Below are 21,711 nucleotides of genomic sequence, written 5' to 3' on the forward strand. Positions count from 1 at the left end.
AATTACAACAAAGGATTGGTGCATTCATTGTCATTAAATTAGAGTTTTATTTAATTTCAGCTGTGTCTTTTCGCAGAAGGAATCACGTGACGTAAGAAACCAATACAATTTCTCCGGCAAAATTATGATGTTAATTTAAATAAAAACATTTACGTGGCTACATAAGTGCTTTGTTACCTTTCCGCAGAAATCGAAATTAGCTTGAAATCGATTCCGCCTATCATTAAATAGCTCTAAACCAACAGTTATACCGTTACTAAAAAATTTAAATCTTCGACTATTTAATGCTCTCTCTTTTGGCTTGAATCAAACACAAAAAAACCTTCTCATTGCTGAGAAGGTTTTATAAAAAACAGATTAATTATTAGTTCTACACTTTTGCAGTGGCTTTCTTTTTTAATAATAAAAAAGCAGTTGCAACTCCTAAGACCAACATTGGCAGGAGGTAGTCACTAATTGGTGCTGGATCTAAAGGTGCTTCTTCTGGATCAACTACTGGATCTGGATCCTCAGGAAATTGTGCAAATACACTACTTACTGAAAGAAAGAACACTAAAGTTAAGAGGACTTTTGATACTTTATTTATTTTCATATCGAATAATTTATTGTTATTAATTTGTAATATAAAATCGCCGCTTCCTTAATTTGTTTGCTTTTGCAAACTTGTCAACGGCGATTTCATAGTTCTTACATTTAAAATATTATTTTTTGATTTACTACGCCATTGGCTGCAGTACTAATTCGTACGATCAGCATTTGGTTAGCTGAAACTACATTTTCAAGAGTTGCTGTAGTAGCATTAACGCCATCTTGCGTATAAATCACTCTTCCAGCTACATCAATCAACTCGATTTTTTCCATCACAATTGAACCTGCATTGATTTTGATTTTTTGGTCTTTAACACCAATCAAAATAGCATGACCTGCTGCAATTGGATTATCTGTTCCTAAAGTACTGTTTATGTATTGTACTTCAAAACGCTCGTTGAATATTCCAACTGGAGTAGCAAATGTATAGTCTTCTAATTTCAAATCGTGTACGATACCTGCAACATTATCTTTCAAGAAAATGTCTTGGTTTTCTGCAAACAATCCGTCAAAGTTAGACAATGCAATAGTAAAGTCTCCTGCAACATCTGATTTGAATCCTAGAGGAACAATATCTGTGTTTACAAAAGGAACGCTTCTACCTTGAATGATGTATTCAGCATCATTAATGATAGAGGTCAAGGCTGTTGGGCTGTCATTGAAATACAAAGCATCAACTCCTGCATCAACAGTTTCTGTTGCTCCACTTCTATAACCAATTAATGTTTGTCCTACTACATTTGTTGCATCGGATAAGTTCAACCAGAAACGGTGCATTTCTGTAGTACTTTCATTAGCTCCTTTATAAAAAGTAGCTGTACCATTATTACGCATCGTGTTATTGAACACTAAGTTTCCTGGAGCAACTGAATTAGCTACTACGAAGAATCCTTGCCCAGTTTCAATATTCATTGGCATCGTACCGTCAATATCTGTATCCGCACTTGCTATTCCCATTGCTGTATAAGTAGCATAACCACTTGCAATAGAAAACTCACTTCCTTTTTTTCTCCAGAAATACAAAGTTTCATCAATGTTGGTGTTTGCTGCAAAGAAAGCCGCAATTGAAATAGGAGATGCATAAGGATTTCCTACCAAGTTTAGTTTGTTATTAGCTCCTGAAAGTGCAATAGACACAACTCCATTATTAAATGCACCTGTAAATGAACCTAAATGAGGTTGAGCTGGATTTGAACTTCCAATTTCCACCCAATTATTTGGCATACGAATTAAGTATCCTTTTGCCGTTCCAAACGTTTTTGTGTTCATGTCTGCTACAGTTACAATTTCTTGTACATAGTTACCATTAGTTCCTAACGTTGGGTCATAAGATGAGAAACGGTTGTATAAGGTTTGCGTAGAAAATGCACGTAAGTTTTGACCTGAAACAGGTGATGACCATAATGTATAATCTTGACGGAACAATGGTATTGAATTACGTTTTACCGTTACCATTCCTGAATTTGTGGCTAAAGCTGTTTGTAAGACCACTGCATCATTTGCAACTGTTAGCATTCCTCCTTCAGCAACTGTTACGTCACCTACATTTAAAGTTCCGTTTACAGTAACATTTGCGTTAGCTCCAACAGAGATAGATGCTACTTCTACGTCAGATGAAATAACCAATGGATTGGTTTCATTCACAGTTACATCTGCACAAGGTTGAGGAACCATATTATCTGCCCAGTTACTTGCAGTACTCCATGAAGTATCAGTCGCGCCTACCCAAACTCCTGTTGGACATAATGGCGCAATACTAAAATTATCTAAAGCAAGGTAATAATCTCCAGAAATCCAGTTACCCGTAATTCGGACTTTAATAATTTCTCCCGAATAGGCTGCAAGGTCATACGAAACTTCTTTCCAACCTGATAAACCATTATTTGAAACTGTGGCTAATTCCGTCCAAGTTGCTGATGGGAATTGCTGGATTTCTACAATAAAATTACCAGACCCAGCTTCCGGAGTAGCATAAGGAAAATCATAATCTGCTAATTTATAATTGAACTTTAAGTGATTATCCGTTCCTAATTCCCCTACGTGAATAGTTTGAAAGTTAGCGCTAGTACCACTAGACCATAAATTTTTATACATGTAATTTGTAGTTGCACCTGGGGCTATAGCAGTAGTTGTACTAACTGTAAATCCACCGTTTACCCAACTTGCTGGAAGTGTAGCTGTGGCAAAACCTTGAGACCAAGGCACACTGGCTTTACCTACTGTACTGAAATTATATGGACCTGACCAATTACTTGTAGCCTCACCACAAATAGTACGTACATAATAACTGTAAGTAGTTCCTGCAGTAAGATCCGTTAAACTTAAGTCATTAGAAGTAACACTTTCTGAAATACCGTCTCCCTGAGTGAATCCTAAATCCCCATATTCTACATCGAATGAAGTACCGTCACTTGTCCATGAAAGGTCAGCTGTTGTAAATCCAAGGTTGTTGGCAATTAAATCAGTTGGCTCTACGCAAGTAGGTATAAGCTCTACCTTAAAATCATCCATCCAGTAATAATAATTATCTGCATTGGAATTATGTCTTAATGCAATACGTATGTTACCACCTGTAAGAACTGTAGCGTTCAAATTGAATGTATACTCCGTCATTAAATTGTCACTAGGATCAATAGTTTGTACAAGTTCAAAAGAACTGATATCCATCGGGTCACTCATTACGCCTATATCCATAGTCCCTGAGCTAGCCCCTTCTCTTTTCAACATAAATTTAACGCGAAGATTATGAATATCTTCACTATATGCAGGTGAAACACCATATGTAGGCGTTCCTACTGCTGATTGAAACCTTAATGTATTTGGAGAACTAGCAGGGTTTGCCGCAACAATTGATGGCCAAATAGATCCGCTTGTATAAGTTACCGGTCTTATCCAACAGTCTGGAAAAGCTTCAGACCCCGTACCGTATGTATCAAAATTCTCAACGTAGGGAAGCGTACTTACAGCACCACATAAAGTTTTAAAAGTGAAAGGTCCAGTCCATGTGCTAAAACCATTCAAATCACAATTTTGACGTACATAGAAACTATAAGAAGTGTTTGACTCCAAACTACCTAAAGTATACCCACTATCTACCCCTTCAACTAAATCACCTTCACCTTGTACAAATTCCGGAATTCCATACTCCACATCAAAAACGGAGCCTTCACTATCCCATAATAAATCAGCCGAAGTTAAAGTTATACTTGAAACATTAAGATTTGTTACAGGCAAACAGGATGGAGGTGCAACTACAGACAATGTGTAGTCTTCCGCCTCACCATAGTTAAATTGAGCAGCTCCACAAGCATCAAAAGTATAACCATAATAATTTGAACGAATTCTCATTCTGTAATCACCTAAAGGCAACAATTCTGGCAGTGTTAATGAACCTGTCCAAGCGCCACCTGTTGGTGACGTTGCGGTGTGCTCAACTACAAGTTCTGAAACATCAAAAACCAAATCGTTATTTAAATCTATCCAAATTTTAATTCCCGTAGAAGAAGGCACAACAACATTGTAAGAAATTAACCCGCCTGGATATTGTGCTACACTCATTGCAGAATAATCATTGTACGCACTAGTTGTTCCATTAGTCAAGTTAGAAATATTTGTAGAACCTCCACTTGTAGAAACTCCACTTATTCTGTAACTGCTTGAAGTTCCTGTAGGAACACAATAACCCGTATAAAAGCTAAACGGTCCAGACCAAGTACTATTCCCATCAGAACCTCCACACGCATTACGAACAAAATAACTATAAGTTATATTCGCATCAAGTCCACTTAAAGTATAGTTATTTGAAACTCCATTAATCATTGTTCCTTCACTTTGTGCAAAACCTTGAGTCCCCCATTCAATATCAAAGTTAGTACCTCCACTTGTCCAAGACAAATCAGCAGATTCAAAAGTTAGATTTGAAGCAGCAAGAACTGTTGGAGCAACACAAGCAGGTGCAAGTGCAACAGAAATTTCCCCTAAAAATAAAGCATTCATATCCGCATCTGAATAACATTGAAACCCAATATTATAGTTGCCCGATGCAGGCACACTGAAAGTGATGACCTGAGAAACAGTTGCATTTGCATCACCTGTGGCAACATCAAATAATGTAGTAGTCATTGCAGAATTTATTGCAGAAGTACCTAAAGCTACTTTTAATTTCTCCACATAAAAGGTGTCTTTATATTTGAATTTTAACTGGTAAGATGTACCCGCTGTTAACGCTAAACTATTAGTGAAAAGCCAGTCGTTTGCTGTATTAGAACTGTTGTAAAAATATGCCATAACCTTTCCAGTAATCCCAGAAGTATCTGAGCTACTTGGCTGAATAATCCAAGTATTTGAATCCGCATTTACATTATGAACATTCGTGCAAGCGGGTAACGCCGGAATAACAGCAGCTTCGATTGGCATTACATAAGGAATAGTAGTAGCGTTACATAATGTTGTAAAACTTCCGCCTGATACCCACGAACTTTGACCTGAACCACAGTCAGATCGAACCCACCAGTAATAAGTTGTGGCTGCACTTAAACCTGTTGCCTGAGCACTAATCCCCATTTGATTATCTAATGTAGGCAATGTCTCGGCTGCTGGAGCTGTGTTAGTTGCACTATAATATACATCATAACCACTTGTTGGAGCACTGGAAGACCCATCCCAAGAAAGTGTTGCTGAAGCTACTGTTAAATTTGAAGCCGTAAAATTTGTCGGTACTAAACATGAAGCTAAAGTTCCTTCAAACTGCATTTGCGACAATACAGCAGTTCTTTGAAACGCCGTTGGTGGACTTGCAGGGTCAGGATTTGCACTATCACTTCTATACATTATACATGAATTGGATGTAGAAGTAAATGAACTAAAAGTTGGTGCTGTTTGCCATCCAAGTGTATTTTCATCAACTGCTACAACAAGGTTATCCCCTGTATAATTAAAGGGAGTTGAAAATGTAATTTCAAACCAGTTGTTTGCAGTTGGATCAGGAGACAATATCCCACTAAAAACTTGAGTCAAATTACTGACTGGTACCCAATCTGTGTCTGTTTCAAATGATGTTTTAGTAGTATTTCCTATAAAAACAGTCCAGTTGTTCCAAACGGCCAAAGTTCCTAGGCTTGTTGCTTTAAACCTTATTTTAGTGATAGTACCAGAAGTCCCTCCACCAATTGCATATTGTGAAGCTGTAATAATTTGCTGACTATAATTATATACGTAATTACTAATTGGTGCCGCTATACTACCAGATACAGTTTCACTACCACTACCTACTTGAATTGTTCCCGTCTCTTGTGCAAATCCTGATGTTCCCACTAAAAGCAACATGCACAAAGACATCCATCCGAGCCATCGCCCTCTTTTTTTCCCGTTGAGATTCGTGCCAACTTTGACCAAATCCCGATTGTAAATTTCCTTCATATTTTATTCTGTTAAAAATTAGAACTGTAAGTTAACATAAATATTTGTTAAGCAGCACATGAATCAACAAAAGTTATTAAAATGTTTCGTTTTAGGCGGTAAATGCAAGATAATTCCTACTTTTAACTTGTTTTTTTGTTTAATTTAAATTTAAATTTGCCAAAAAACGCTATTTTATTACAATTACTAAACTTCGAACAGAAAACTTAACAAATTACTTTTAAACGTCCAGCAATTCAAATTATTTACAAATTATTACCCAATTTTTCTATAGTAAACTCCTAAAGAAATGCACGTAAAGACCCTAACACACTATTTTTCTATTAATAGAAAGAAGTGTAGAGAGTTCCTTTTATAAATAAACAACACTATAGAAATAATTTATATCATTTTAAAAGCCTAAACACTGCTATCTTCTTAACTGAAGAAACGAACCGCTATTAAAAGCAGAAACAAAAAAAACCTTCTCATTGCTGAGAAGGTTCTATAAATAACAAATTGATAATCGTCCTACACTTGTGCAGTCGCTTTCTTTTTTAGTAAAATAAAAGCTACTGCAACTCCTAAGGCCAACATTGGAAAGATGTAGTCACTAATTGGTGCCGGATCTAAAGGCGCTTCTTCCGGATCAACTACTGGATCTGGATCTTCAGGAAATTGTGCAAATACACTACTTACTGAAAGGAAGAATACTAAAGTCAAGAAGACTTTTGATACTTTATTAATTTTCATATGGAATTATTTATCATTATTAATTTGAATTATGGAATCGCCGCATCCTTAAATTTGTTTGTTTTTGCAAACTTGTCAACGGCGATTTCATAGTTCCTACTTTAAAATATTATTTTTTGATTTACTACACCATTGGCTGCAGTACTAATTCGTACTATCAGCATTTGGTTTGCTGAAACTACGTTTTCAAGAGTTGCTGTAGTAGCATTTACGCCGTCTTGCGTATAAATAACTCTTCCCGCAACATCAATAAGCTCGATTTTATCCATTATAACTGAACCCGCATTGATTTTTATTTTTTGGTCTTTCACACCAATCAAAATCGTTTGGTCTGCTAGTAATGGATTATTCGTTCCTAATGTACTGTTTGTATATTGTACTTCAAAACGTGTGTTGTAAACTCCTACTGGAGTTGCAAACGTATAAGCCGCCAGTTTTAAGTTTTGCACAGTACCTGTAACATTATCTTTCAAGAAGATGTCCTGGTTTTCTACAAACAATCCATCAAAGTTAGACAATGAAATAGTAAAACTTCCTGCAACATCTGATTTGAATCCTAGAGGAACAATATCTGTGTTTACAAATGGTAAGCTTCTTCCTTGAATAATATATTCAGCATTGTTTATCAAAGTAGTCAATGCTAAATCACTGTCATTAAAGTAAACAGCATCAATACCAGCATCTACTCCTTGAGTTGCTCCAGTTGCGTATGCAATTAATGTTTGACCTACCACAGTAGTAGCATTAGATAAATTTAACCACATACGGTGTAATTCAGCTGGTGTTTCAGTAGCTCCTTTGTAGAACGTAGCTGCACCATTATTTCGCATAGTATTGTTAAACACTAAGTTGCCTGGAGCAGCAGAATTTGCTACTACAAAGAACCCCTGTCCTGTTTGAATATTGGTTGGAACTACTCCATTGATATCCGTATCAGCACTCACAAATCCCATTGTATTATAGGTAGCATAACCACTTGCAGTATTTCCAGGAGTAGCACTCGCTTTCTTTCTCCAGAAATACAATGTTTGATCTAGATTCGTATTAGCTGCAAAAAATGCTGCAATAGAAATAGGCGATGCATAAGGATTACCTACTAAATTCAATTTGTTATTTGCTCCTGAAAGTGCAATTGATACAGCACCATTGTTCAACACTCCTGTAAAGCTACCAAGGTATGGCATTGCAGGATTTGAGCTAGCTACTTCTACCCAATTGTTAGGCATACGAATTAAATAACCTTTTGCATTTGTAAATGTCTTATTAGTTACATCTGCTGTTGTAATTATTTCTTGTACATAATCACCATTTGCTCCAATTGTATTATCATAAGAAGAGAAACGATTAAATAATGTTTGCGTTGAAAATGCACGTAAGTTTTGACCTGTAACAGGTGATGACCACAATGTATAATCTTGACGGAACAAATCTGATGAATTACGTTTAACCGTTACCATTCCTGAATTTGTTGCTAAAGCAGTCTGTAATAATACCGCATTATTTGCAACTGTCATCATTCCACCTGTAGCAACTGAAATATTTCCTACGTTTAAAGTTCCGTTTACAGTAACGTTTGCAGTAGCTCCTAATGTAAGTGAAGCAACTGTTACATCAGAAGAAATAGTCATTGGAGCTGCGTTATTAACCGTTACAGCTGTACATGTTTCTGGAACCATATTATCAGCCCAGTTACTTGCTGTAGACCATGCTGTACTTGTTGTCCCTACCCAAACACCAGTTGGACACACTGCTTCGCAAACAATACTAATAGTTATATTACCTGTAGTAGTTGAAGAACTGCTATAATGAGCAACATATACGTAATATGTCTGGCCTAATACTGAATTTTCAATCGTGTACGTTTCAGCACCAAGTGAACCGTCTTTACAGTCAATCCATGTTAACTCTGCACAAGAACCTGTTTGTATTGACATTTTGTGATCAAAACTAGCTGTAGAGTTAATTGTGATATCGCCACTAGTACCCACAAATGAGAACCAAATACCTTTACTTGCGATAGTACAACCAGCTGGAGCAACCGCAGTTGAGCCAACTGAGGAATAGGTTGCTGCTGTAGCATTACAAACCAAAGCTATTGCTCCAGCACAATTTTCATTAGTTGGTGGTGGAGTGATTGTATTAAAACTACCACCTGAAGCCCAAGTACTCGTTTCAACACCACAGTCTGAACGAACCCACCAATAATAGGTACTTGATTCTGCTAATCCTGTCGCATTTAGAGGCGATGCTGTGTGATTATCAGCAGTTGGTGTCGTTCCAGCTAATGGAGCTGTATTTGTTGTACTGTAATAAATATCATATCCATTTGCAGGAGTTGATGCAGATGCAGTCCAAGAAAGTGTGGCTGTTGTTGTTGTAATCGCAGAACTAGCTAGAGCCGTTGGCGCTAAACAAGATGGAATATTCTCAATAGTTACTTGATCAATTCCCTGATTAGTGATCCCTGAGCCATAGTTAGAATTAGATACAAAAGCCAATTGTATTGTTTGTCCCACATACGTACTTAAATCAATAACATTTAACTGCCATGGTGAACCTGTTGCCGTAGCAAAAGTGGAGTTGGCCGTTGTGTGGCCATAAATACTTGTAAATGCACCTCCATTAACACTAATGAATACAGATAATGGAATTGGAGTTGTTGTATATCCACCACTACCTAAAAAGTAATTATACGTTAATCTTTTAGCTGTAGCGTCTAATTCAAATGTAGGTGTAAAAATATTATAAGTATTGTAAGTAGTTTGAGCATTATAAACATTTAAAAATGCAAAACGAGCTGTTGAAGCTGGTGTAGCCGCTCCATTAGTTGCGTCAGCTGTAGTTACTTCCCAATTATAAGTTGCACCTGCACCTGCAGAAACGCCCCAACAAGCTAATGTTGTACTTGTAGCATCAAATGATTCTACAAATGGGAAAGTAGCAATGCTAGCACATGGTGTTACAAAACTTCCACCAGTAGCCCATGTACTTGTATCTCCACAGTCTGAACGAACCCACCAGTAATAAGTAGTTGAAGCCGTTAAACCAGTTGCATTGTATGGAGATGCTGCATGATTATTAATAGTTGGTGCCGTTCCCGTTGTTGGAGCTGTATTTGTAGTATTGTAATAAACATCATATCCATTTGTTGGAGTTGAAGCAGAAGCTGTCCAGCTCAATGTTGCTGTAGTTGAAGCAATGTTTGATGATGCTAAAGCCGTCGGAGCTAAACAAGAAGGAATTGCCGCAACAACAACTTTATAATCTTCTGTTTCTGTTCTTAAATTAGCTGTCATGCAAGGATTTGACGGAGCTGAAGAATTAAAATCAACCATTACTCTCATTCTATAGTCGCCCGTAGCAGTGCCACCTGGAACTGTAATGGTTCCTGAGTACGGACCATCGCCATATCCTGTTGTCACAAACACTCTTTCGCTAGTTTCAAATGTTTTATTATTGTTCCAATCAATCCAAATTGCTGCTCCAAGAGTTCCTCCAGCTACGGCTAAATTAAAATTAAACCCCCCAGTTGCAAAGCTTGTAACAGCAGTTGTTGCCGTATTGTCTTGATAACCCCCAGTTGTATATCCAGATGCTAAATTAGAAATATTTGTAGTTCCCAAACTAGTTGAGAACTCATTAATATAAGTCGCAGTACCTGTTGAAGAAGGCGTACAGTACTGATTTGTTGTTATAAAGCTTCCTAAGCCATCATCCTCTGTATCCGCTTGATAAAGATACGAAAAAGGTGCTGTACTACCACATCTCATATATTCATATACACGAACATAATAAGTAGTAGACGGTGATAATCCTGTAACCGCAACTGAAGTTCCTGTACCGTCAAAAATAATTTGTTCTCCTGAACCGGCATAAGCAGTATTTGCTGTTAAAGCAGGACCTGGAGCATCAACAGGATCAATAAAGTTGTTAGTTGTGTTTATTTTTACAAATCTTCGAGTACCATTACCATTTGTCCAAGTAACAGTTGCTGTAATATTTTGTAAAACAGAAGTAGTCACATTTGTTGCAAATGTTGTTGGAGCAACCGGATCTGTTACTTGTAAAACATTACTGTAAGCAAATTCTGATGAATTTGCACACATAACTTTCAATCGGTAATATTCTGTTTGAGCTGCAATATGTGCTGGAAGCGTATAAGTAACAGAAGCGTTTCCAGTGCCAGTTGCATTTGCCCAAGTGAGATTATCAGTAGATTTTTCCCACTGATAAGTAATTCCCGGGCCACTTACAGACTGTCCTGTAACTGTAACAGTACTTGGACTTGGGGTAGCCCCCCCACAAGTTGGTCTAACAGTAGCTCCAGATATTGTTCCCGCAAGCGGAGTTCCCGCACAAGAGGGAATAAGTGTTTTAAATGTACCTGCTACCACATATCCATTAGTTCCTGCACCTGAACTACTCGATGGTATATGCGACCAAATACTGTTGTTAACTCCATCAGAGGCTTGAACTTGTATTTGATAATTAGTGCTGTCATTAAGCCCTGTAAGTATAGCAGTATTAGTGTTTGCAGGGTTTCCACTCCAGTTAGTCCAAGAACATGAACCCACAGCACGGTAGCGTACATTATATTGTGTAGCACCTGTAGGAGCAGTCCATGACAATGTAGCGCCATTATCCGTAATAATTGAAACTGATGCAAATGTTCTTACAGGATTTACTACTGCTTGAGAAGTCCACGTATAAGTAAGACCACTTGATGGTTTTACCGTAGGATTAGCAGTGTTAAAATACATTGTACTAGTATTAGAATTACCTGTTACGGCATTTTGCCAAGTACAAGAATTAGACGAACCAGTTGCATCTATCATTAAATTATTAATATCTGTTGCCCAGTTTGAAGAAGTTGTTCCATTAGTTTTCCAACCTATTTGAAAAGAAGATGTAAGACCCGAACCTTGTGTACATGTACCATATACATAAGATACTGCACCTGTAACTGTATTCATTCTAATCTGAAAATTCAAAACATCACCACCGCCACCAGAACTATAACGACTATAATCCGTCCATTCAAATATATTTTCATTACCGATTGTTTGGTAATAAAAACCCGTACTACCTATAGTTGATATGTGTAAGTCAGCATTCATAGGAGCAAAAATAACGGATCCATTAGTTGCCGCTGTAGATAGTATCGTTGATTCTGTAGTATTGGTTGGCGCTGTTGCCCCATACAATATGAGCCAACCATTTGAACTCACTCTGGCATTAGTATAAGCTGTTCCATTTACCGTAAAACCAGGCAATCCCGTTAGATTTTGCTGATTGTTATCTGCAGCCATTGCAAGAATACTAGTACCTGTACTACTAATGGAAGAATACGTACCATTACTGGCTTCAAAAGTATATTTAATAGCTAACTGAGCTTGAGCTGAATAATTCAGTCCTATAAGCGCCATACAAAATGTTAGCCATCCGAGCCAATGTTCTTTTCCTTTTCGTCTTAGAATCAAGCTTCTATTAGCTGAATTCTGATTGTAACTTTTTTTCATAAATATAATTGTTAAAAATTAGGATACTAAATTAGCAAAAAAATAAGTCATTAATTACACTTACTACAAAAAAGACACTAATTTTTTAAACAATTACGATTAAAGCAAAAAATAGCTTTTAAAACAACCTACTTCTGCTATAAAAGATAAATTTTATGAAATTTATTAAAAATAAATTATATAAATATATCTTCCCAAAATGTTAAATAACATGGCGTATAGCCATTTAACGGTAGAAATATAAACAATTGTAAAATTTGCACTACGTTTTTAACTTGAAAAACGTTATAATTTATAAATACACATAAGAAAAAAGCCTCTCTTTCGAAAGGCTTTGCATTTTTTAGGCTTGACCCGCAGGTCCAAAACTTAATGGAATTGCAGGTTGTTCTGTATCCTTAATTTCACCGTGTGCCATTTCGTAGCGGTGGATATTTTCACCCAGTGCTTTAAGTAAACGCCTGGCATGTTGAGGTGTTAGGATAACTCTTGACTTCACTTTTGCTTTTGGTGTTCCCGGCATAATACACACATAGTCGACAACAAACTCTGAAGCAGAATGATTAATAATAGCAAGATTTGAATAAATGCCTTCTGCTGTTTTTTCGTCCAATTCAATGTTTATTTGTCCTTGTGGTTGATTTTGATTCTGATCGCTCATGTTTTTGGGTTTAAGGTTATGGGTTATAAGATTAAATGGTTTTGGAATATTATTTTCACTTTATAAAAAAACCTAACAGCGAACTGTTAGGTTTAGTAAATATAGGAATAATATAATTAGAAAATAAATTCTTAGTAATTATACTCTTCTTTGTTAATTAATAATTCATTAAAATCATCTTTAGATCCTACAAGCGTATTGTCGTATTCTCTCATTCCTGTTCCTGCTGGAATTCTGTGTCCAACAATAACATTCTCTTTCAATCCTTCTAATGTATCTATTTTACCAGCGACTGCTGCTTCATTTAATACTTTCGTAGTTTCTTGGAACGATGCTGCAGAAATAAATGATTTCGTTTGAAGCGAAGCTCTTGTAATACCTTGCAAGATTGGTGTAGCTGTAGCTGTAATTACTTCACGAGCTACTACTAAATTCTTGTCTAAACGTTTTAATTGTGAATTTTCATCACGCAAGTCACGTGTAGTAATAATCTGACCTGGTTTCAATGAATCTGAATCACCAGCGTCTTCGACCACTTTCATTCCGTATAATTTATCATTTTCAACGATAAAGTCTTTCGTGTGAATCAATTGATCTTCTAGAAACAACGTATCTCCTGGATCTTGCACTCTAACTTTACGCATCATCTGACGAATCACTACTTCAAAGTGCTTGTCGTTGATTTTTACCCCTTGCAAACGGTATACTTCTTGAATTTCATTAACCAAATACTGCTGAACAGCTGCTGGTCCTTGAATTCTCAAGATGTCATCTGGAGTAATTGCTCCATCAGACAAAGGCACTCCCGCTCTTACAAAGTCATTTTCTTGAACAAGAATCTGGCTTGAAAGTTTCACAAGGTATTTCTTGATTTCACCAAATTTAGATTCGATAATAATTTCACGGTTACCTCTCTTGATTTTTCCAAAAGAAACTACACCGTCTATTTCTGAAACTACCGCTGGGTTTGAAGGATTACGAGCTTCTAACAACTCTGTAATTCTTGGTAAACCTCCTGTAATATCGCTTGATTTTGACGAACGACGTGGAATTTTTACTAAAATCTTACCTGCTTTAATTTTCTCACCATCTTCAACCATCAAGTGGGCTCCAACTGGTAAGTTATACGAACGAATCAATTCACCGTCTTTACCATAAATCAATAAAGTAGGAATTAATTTTTTATTTCTTCCTTCCGAAATTACTTTCTCTTGGAAACCAGTTTGCTCATCAACTTCAACCATGAACGAACTACCTTGCTCTAAATCTTCATAAGCAATTTTTCCTGTAAATTCAGAAATAATTACTCCATTATAAGGATCCCACTTACAGATTGTTGTTCCTTTTTCAACTAAATCACCGTCTTTAACGAAGATACTTGATCCGTATGGTAAGTTATGTGTATTTAGAACAATTCCTGTTTTAGAATCTACTAATTTCAATTCTGTTGAACGAGAAACCACAATGTCAGTCATTTTCCCTTCAGAATCTTCACCTTTTACCGTTTTCAAATCTTCTATTTCTAAACGACCTGTAAAACGAGTAACGATACTTGACTCTTCAGACAAACCTCCTGCAACCCCTCCAACGTGGAACGTTCGAAGTGTTAACTGTGTTCCAGGCTCTCCAATAGATTGTGCGGCAATTACACCAACAGCTTCTCCTCTTTGTGTCATTTTTCCAGTAGCTAAATTTCTACCGTAACATTTAGCACAAATACCTTTTAAAGCTTCACAAGTTAATGGCGAACGTACTTCTACCTTTTCAATTGGTGCAGCCGTAATAGCTTTCATAATTGCTTCAGTAATTTGAACTCCAGCCTCTACAAGAACTTCAGAATTCATAGGATTGATAACATCTTGCAATGCAACACGTCCTAAAATTCGTTCTCCTAAAGTTTCAACTATTTCTTCATTCTTTTTCAAAGCAGAAACTTCTACTCCTCGTAAGGTTCCACAATCTTCGATGTTTACAATAACATCTTGAGAAACATCGTGCAATCTACGAGTTAAGTATCCAGCATCCGCCGTTTTAAGTGCAGTATCGGCAAGACCTTTACGAGCACCGTGCGTTGAGATAAAGTATTCTAAGATTGAAAGTCCTTCCTTAAAGTTTGAAAGAATTGGATTTTCAATAATTTCACCACCACCGGCTGTTGATTTTTTTGGCTTAGCCATCAAACCACGCATACCTGTTAACTGACGAATTTGTTCCTTAGAACCCCTCGCTCCTGAATCAAGCATCATGTATACCGAGTTGAAACCTTGTTGGTCTTCACGGATATTTTTCATAGCTAATTCAGTCAACTGAGCATTTGCAGAAGTCCAGATATCAATAACTTGGTTGTAACGTTCGTTATTGGTAATAAGACCCATGTTGTAATTCGCAGAAATTCCTTCTACTTGTACTCGAGCATCTGCAATTAATTGTTGTTTTTGTTCTGGAATACGAATATCACCTAATGAGAACGAAAGGCCTCCTTTAAATGCAAATTTGTAACCCATATCTTTCATATTGTCCAAGAAAGCCGCTGTAGTAGGTACATTGGTAACACTTAAAACGTGACCGATAATATCTCTTAAGTTTTTCTTAGTCAATACATCATTGATGTATCCTGCAGCTTCTGGCACTACTTCGTTAAACAAAACACGACCTGCCGTAGTTTGAATAATTTTATAAACCAATTCGCCATTTTCATTGAAATCTTTTGCTCTAATTCGAACACGAGCGTTTAGTTCAACTCTTCCTTCATTCAAAGCGATATTTACCTCTTCCGCAGAATAGAAAGTTAATCCTTCACCTAAAATTTTGTGTTCTGGAACAGACAAACGCTCTTTGGTCATGTAATACAGACCCAAGACCATATCCTGAGAAGGAACCGTAATCGGTGCTCCATTCGCTGGATTCAAAATATTGTGAGAAGCCAACATCAATAATTGTGCTTCAAGAATTGCTTCTGGTCCAAGTGGCAAGTGAACTGCCATTTGATCCCCATCAAAATCGGCGTTAAATGCCGTACATACTAATGGGTGAAGTTGAATTGCTTTTCCTTCAATTAATTTTGGCTGGAATGCCTGAATACCAAGTCTGTGTAACGTTGGAGCACGGTTTAATAATACCGGATGCCCTTTAATTACATTTTCTAGAATATCCCAAACTACTGGTTCTTTTTTGTCAATGATTTTCTTTGCAGATTTCACTGTTTTTACAATTCCTCTTTCAATCAATTTACGGATTACGAAAGGCTTGTACAATTCGGCAGCCATATCTTTTGGGATACCACATTCGAACAATTTTAATTCTGGTCCAACAACAATTACCGAACGAGCAGAATAATCCACACGTTTTCCAAGTAAGTTTTGACGGAAACGACCTTGTTTACCTTTCAATGAATCAGAAAGCGACTTCAATGGTCTGTTCGATTCTGTTTTAACAGCAGACGCTTTACGTGTGTTGTCAAATAATGAATCTACCGATTCTTGCAACATACGTTTTTCGTTTCTCAAGATTACTTCTGGAGCTTTAATCTCCATTAATCTTTTCAAACGGTTGTTACGGATAATCACACGACGGTATAAGTCATTCAAATCCGAAGTTGCAAAACGACCACCATCAAGAGGCACAAGCGGACGTAATTCTGGCGGAATAACAGGAACCACTTTCATAATCATCCATTCTGGACGGTTTTCGCGGTTTAAGTTAGACTCACGGAACGACTCAACAACTTGTAATCTTTTTAATGCTTCTGTTTTACGTTGTTTAGACGTTTCATTGTTAGCCGCGTGTCTTAAATCATAAGACAATGTATCTAAATCAATACGAGCTAGCAAGTCCATAATACATTCAGCACCCATTTTGGCTACGAATTTATTAGGGTCAAAATCATCTAAATATTGGTTATCAGCTGGAAGGGTATCTAAAATATTCAAATACTCTTCTTCTGTCAAAAAGTCTAATCTTTTTACAGATTCACCTTCTGGATTTGTGGCAATACCTGCTTGAATAACTACATATCTTTCGTAGTAGATAATCATGTCTAATTTCTTAGAAGGCAATCCTAGGATGTATCCAATTTTGTTTGGCAAAGAACGGAAGTACCAAATATGAGCTACAGGAACCACCAAGTTGATGTGTCCTACTCTATCTCTACGTACTTTTTTCTCTGTAACTTCTACACCACATCTATCACAAACAATTCCTTTGTAACGGATACGTTTGTATTTTCCACAAGCACATTCGAAGTCCTTTACAGGTCCGAAAATTCTTTCGCAGAATAAACCGTCACGTTCTGGTTTGTGCGTACGATAGTTGATGGTTTCTGGTTTTAAAACTTCACCACGAGATTCTGCCAAAATAGATTCTGGAGAAGCTAAACCGATAGAGATTTTGCTAAACCTCTTGATTAGGGTTTTATCTCTATTGTTATTATAATTGTTGTTATTTCTATTATTCATCATAGTTTTTACTATTGATTTATGTGCAATTAAAAAATTGATTTTGATTCCTAATCCAGTGCTATCAAAAACACCAAACCTTAAACCAGTACCTCGAATTACTTCTCTAAACTCCAACTTTTGATTGAAGTGCTAATTATAAATTCTCAAAGAATTTAATAAAAAATCGGAACGATTTACGGGTATAAATCCCAAAACTAATTAAAAAAAGTGTTCAGTGCTCAGCTTTTTAATAGGCAGTTCATAACTGAATACTAAAAAACGGAACACTGAAAACTAACTATTTATTCTTCTAAACGAATGTCAAGTCCAAGACCTTTCAATTCGTGCATCAATACGTTGAATGATTCTGGCAAACCTGGTTCTGGCATTGATTCCCCTTTTACGATTGCCTCGTAAGTTTTGGCTCTACCAATAACGTCATCCGATTTTACCGTTAAGATTTCACGTAAAGTACTTGACGCTCCATAAGCTTCAAGCGCCCAAACTTCCATCTCTCCAAAACGCTGACCTCCAAATTGTGCTTTACCACCTAATGGTTGTTGTGTGATTAATGAGTACGGCCCTATTGAACGCGCGTGCATTTTATCATCAACCATATGTCCAAGTTTCAACATGTAGATCACTCCAACAGTTGCTCTTTGATGGAAACGCTCTCCAGTTCCTCCATCATACAAATACGTATGACCGAATCGTGGAATTCCAGCTTCATCTGTTAACTCATTGATTTGGTCAAGAGAAGCTCCGTCAAAAATTGGCGTAGCAAATGTACGATCCAACTTTTGTCCAGCCCAACCTAAAACCGTTTCGTAAATCTGTCCGATGTTCATACGAGATGGTACACCAAGTGGATTCAATACGATATCAACAGGAGTTCCGTCTTCCAAGAAAGGCATATCTTCATGACGAACGATTCTTGCAACAATACCTTTGTTACCGTGACGTCCTGCCATTTTATCACCCACTTTCAACTTACGTTTTTTAGCGATGTATACTTTTGCCAATTTCAAAATTCCAGCTGGAAGTTCATCTCCAACCGTAATCGTGAATTTCTCTCTTCTCAACGCTCCTTGTAAGTCGTTTAATTTGATTTTATAATTGTGAATCAAATCATTAACTAACTTATTTGTTTCGTCATCAGAAACCCAATTCCCTTTACTTAAATGGGCAAAATCTTCAACAGAATTCAACATTTTCTGAGTGTATTTTTTACCTTTTGGTAAAACTTCTTCTCCTAAATCGTTGGTTACCCCTTGCGAAGTTTTTCCATTAACAATGTTGAATAATTTTTCAATTAATTTATCTTTAAGCTCGTTAAATTTAACTTCAAAGCTCAACTCTAGACCTTCTAATGCGTCTTTGTCTTGAGAACGTTTTCGTTTATCTTTAACCGCTCTTGCGAATAATTTTTTACCTAAAACCACACCGTGTAAAGATGGAGACGCTTTTAATGAAGCATCTTTTACATCACCTGCTTTGTCTCCGAAGATTGCACGAAGCAATTTCTCTTCTGGAGTAGGATCTGATTCCCCTTTTGGAGTAATTTTTCCAATTAAAATATCACCAGGTTTCACCTCGGCACCTACTCTAATCATACCGTTTTCATCTAAGTCTTTAGTAGCCTCTTCAGAAACGTTAGGAATATCATTCGTCAACTCTTCGTTACCTAATTTCGTATCACGAACATCTAATGAATAATCATCAATGTGGATAGAAGTAAAGATATCGTCGCGAACTACTTTTTCAGAAATTACAATCGCATCCTCAAAGTTATACCCTTTCCATGGCATAAACGCTACCTTTAAGTTTCTACCTAAAGCTAACTCACCATTTTGAGTTGCATAACCCTCAGAAAGTACTTGTCCTTTTATAACTCTGTCCCCTTTTCTTACGATAGGCTTCAAGTTGATTGAAGTACTTTGATTGGTTTTTCTAAATTTAATTAGATTGTATGTTTTTTCGTCAGAATCAAAACTTACCATACGTTCTTCATCCGTACGGTCGTATTTAATAGTGATGATATTTGCATCTACATATTCAACAACTCCAGGTCCTTCGGCATTAATCAATACTCTAGAATCAGAAGCCACTTGACGTTCCAAACCTGTACCTACAATCGGAGCTTCCGGACGTAATAATGGCACGGCTTGACGCATCATATTAGACCCCATCAACGCTCTATTCGCATCATCATGTTCCAAGAAAGGAATTAACGAAGCCGAAATTGAAGCAATTTGGTTTGGAGCTACATCAGCGTAATCCAATTGACTTGGCGTTACAACTGGAAAATCGGCATCTTGCTTAGCAATAACGTTTTCAGCAGTGATGTTACCATCCTTGTCAATTTCGATATTGGCTTGAGCAATCAGCATACCTTCTTCTTCCTCCGCACTTAAATATACAGGCTCTGTTTCTAGTACCAATCGACCGTTTGTAACTTTACGGTAAGGCGTTTCAATGAATCCCATTCCATTCACTTTTGCATAAACACCAAGTGAAGAGATAAGTCCAATGTTTGGTCCCTCTGGAGTTTCAATAGGACATAAACGACCATAATGAGTGTAGTGAACATCACGTACCTCAAATCCAGCTCTTTCTCTAGATAAACCTCCAGGTCCTAGGGCTGACAAACGTCGCTTGTGTGTTATTTCAGCTAATGGATTGGTTTGATCCATAAATTGAGACAACTGGTTCGTTCCAAAAAATGAGTTAATTACTGATGATAATGTTTTAGCATTAATCAAATCAATAGGTGTAAACACCTCGTTATCTCTAACGTTCATTCGCTCACGAATGGTTCTAGCCATACGAGCCAAACCAACACCGAATTGAGCTGAAAGTTGTTCACCAACAGTTCTAACACGACGGTTTGATAAGTGATCGATATCATCAATCTCTGCTTTAGAGTTGATCAATTCGATTAAATATTTAACGATAGTAATGATATCTTCTTTGGTCAAGACTTGCTTTTCCATAGGGATATCCAATCCTAACTTTTTGTTCATTCTATAACGACCTACTTCACCTAAATTGTAACGTTGGTCAGAAAAGAATAATTTATCGATAATTCCACGAGCAGTTTCCTCATCAGGCGGTTCAGCATTACGCAATTGTCTGTAGATATGCTCAACGGCTTCTTTTTCAGAATTTGTTGGATCTTTTTGAAGCGTATTATGAATGATGGCATAATCAGCTTGATTAGCATCTTCTTTGTGCAACAAAATAACTTTAACGTTTGCATCAAGGATTTCTTCCACATTATCTTTGTCGATAATTGTATCACGGTCCAAGATGATTTCGTTACGTTCAATAGAAACTACTTCTCCTGTATCCTCATCCACGAAATCTTCGTGCCACGTGTTCAATACTCTTGCAGCTAGTTTTCTACCAATATATTTCTTTAAACTTGTTTTAGAAACTTTGATTTCTTCTGCAAGGTCAAATATCTCAAGGATATCTTTATCACGTTCGAAACCAATAGCTCTAAATAAAGTTGTAACAGGTAATTTTTTCTTTCTATCGATATAAGCGTACATAACACTATTAATATCGGTAGCAAATTCTATCCAAGAACCTTTGAAAGGAATTACACGAGCAGAATATAATTTAGTACCATTAGCATGGAATGATTGTCCAAAGAATACACCTGGTGAACGGTGTAATTGCGATACAACAACACGTTCAGCACCATTGATTACAAAAGTACCACTTGGCGTCATGTAAGGAATAGTTCCTAAATAAACGTCTTGTACGATTGTTTCAAAATCTTCGTGTTCAGGATCGGTACAGTACAGTTTTAAGCGCGCTTTTAAAGGCACACTATAAGTAAGACCTCTTTCGATACATTCTTGAATGGAGTAACGTGGTGGATCCACAAAATAATCAAGGAACTCTAAAACGAATTGGTTTCTAGTGTCAGTGATTGGAAAGTTTTCCATGAAGGTATTGTAAAGCCCTTCGTCGCCTCTTTCATCAGATTTAGTTTCCAATTGGAAAAAATCTTTAAAAGATTTAACCTGAATATCCAAGAAATCTGGATAATTAGGTATATTTTTAGTAGAGGCAAAATTCAATCTTTCAGTCTGATTTGTTATCATCTATGGACAAAATTTTGATTAAAAAAAAGTGATTTTTTGTGTTTAAACACTATGTAAATCCATACTTTCTTTTTTAAATCGGTACATCTATAAAAAGAACCAAGTTGAAGCTCTTTTTTTTCTTCGTAGCAATTAAAAGCTTTTCGTATTCAACTCAATGACTAATAAAACTGGATATAATTTTATTATACGAAAAATGGTTTAGGCCATTGGAAGTGACTCCAAGACCTAAACCTAATTCT

General features: G+C 36.7%; 7 protein-coding genes. All 7 read right to left on the reverse strand.

The window, feature by feature from the left end; genetic code table 11:
* Window positions 1-370 precede the first annotated feature (370 nt).
* The gene (locus tag ACQ5J2_RS00520) at window positions 371-592 is read right to left on the reverse strand and encodes a hypothetical protein (protein WP_432671744.1); all 222 of its coding nucleotides are present in this window, start codon (window positions 590-592) and stop codon (window positions 371-373) included.
* Window positions 593-693: 101 nt separating this feature from the next.
* Window positions 694-6,006: a fibronectin type III domain-containing protein gene (locus ACQ5J2_RS00525; protein ID WP_432671745.1), complete on the reverse strand. Its 5,313-nt coding sequence runs from the start codon at window positions 6,004-6,006 to the stop codon at window positions 694-696.
* Window positions 6,007-6,516: 510 nt separating this feature from the next.
* Complete coding sequence (locus ACQ5J2_RS00530; protein ID WP_432671746.1) at window positions 6,517-6,738, reverse strand: hypothetical protein; 222 nt, start codon at window positions 6,736-6,738, stop codon at window positions 6,517-6,519.
* Between the two features lie 101 nt (window positions 6,739-6,839).
* Window positions 6,840-12,257, reverse strand: coding sequence for a fibronectin type III domain-containing protein (locus ACQ5J2_RS00535; RefSeq protein WP_432671747.1), 5,418 nt, complete (start codon window positions 12,255-12,257; stop codon window positions 6,840-6,842).
* 343 nt (window positions 12,258-12,600) lie between these two features.
* Window positions 12,601-12,918 (reverse strand): DUF3467 domain-containing protein, encoded by a 318-nt coding sequence (locus ACQ5J2_RS00540; protein WP_432671748.1) that lies wholly within the window; start codon window positions 12,916-12,918, stop codon window positions 12,601-12,603.
* 131 nt (window positions 12,919-13,049) lie between these two features.
* The gene (rpoC, locus tag ACQ5J2_RS00545; RefSeq protein ID WP_432671749.1) at window positions 13,050-17,375 is read right to left on the reverse strand and encodes a DNA-directed RNA polymerase subunit beta'; all 4,326 of its coding nucleotides are present in this window, start codon (window positions 17,373-17,375) and stop codon (window positions 13,050-13,052) included.
* A 281-nt stretch (window positions 17,376-17,656) separates the two neighbouring features.
* Window positions 17,657-21,469 (reverse strand): DNA-directed RNA polymerase subunit beta, encoded by a 3,813-nt coding sequence (gene rpoB, locus ACQ5J2_RS00550; protein WP_432671750.1) that lies wholly within the window; start codon window positions 21,467-21,469, stop codon window positions 17,657-17,659.
* Between the last annotated feature and the right edge of the window lie 242 nt (window positions 21,470-21,711).

Source organism: Flavobacterium sp. SM2513, assembly GCF_050908145.1.
Lineage (GTDB): Bacteria > Bacteroidota > Bacteroidia > Flavobacteriales > Flavobacteriaceae > Flavobacterium.

Bases quoted from the DNA above. Each gene is read 5' to 3' on its own strand.
- ACQ5J2_RS00525 (WP_432671745.1), bottom strand. From the start codon at position 6,006: ATGAAGGAAATTTACAATCGGGATTTGGTCAAAGTTGGCACGAATCTC.
- ACQ5J2_RS00535 (WP_432671747.1), bottom strand. From the start codon at position 12,257: ATGAAAAAAAGTTACAATCAGAATTCAGCTAATAGAAGCTTGATTCTA.
- rpoC (WP_432671749.1), bottom strand. From the start codon at position 17,375: ATGATGAATAATAGAAATAACAACAATTATAATAACAATAGAGATAAA.
- ACQ5J2_RS00540 (WP_432671748.1), bottom strand. From the start codon at position 12,918: ATGAGCGATCAGAATCAAAATCAACCACAAGGACAAATAAACATTGAA.
- ACQ5J2_RS00520 (WP_432671744.1), bottom strand. From the start codon at position 592: ATGAAAATAAATAAAGTATCAAAAGTCCTCTTAACTTTAGTGTTCTTT.
- rpoB (WP_432671750.1), bottom strand. From the start codon at position 21,469: ATGATAACAAATCAGACTGAAAGATTGAATTTTGCCTCTACTAAAAAT.
- ACQ5J2_RS00530 (WP_432671746.1), bottom strand. From the start codon at position 6,738: ATGAAAATTAATAAAGTATCAAAAGTCTTCTTGACTTTAGTATTCTTC.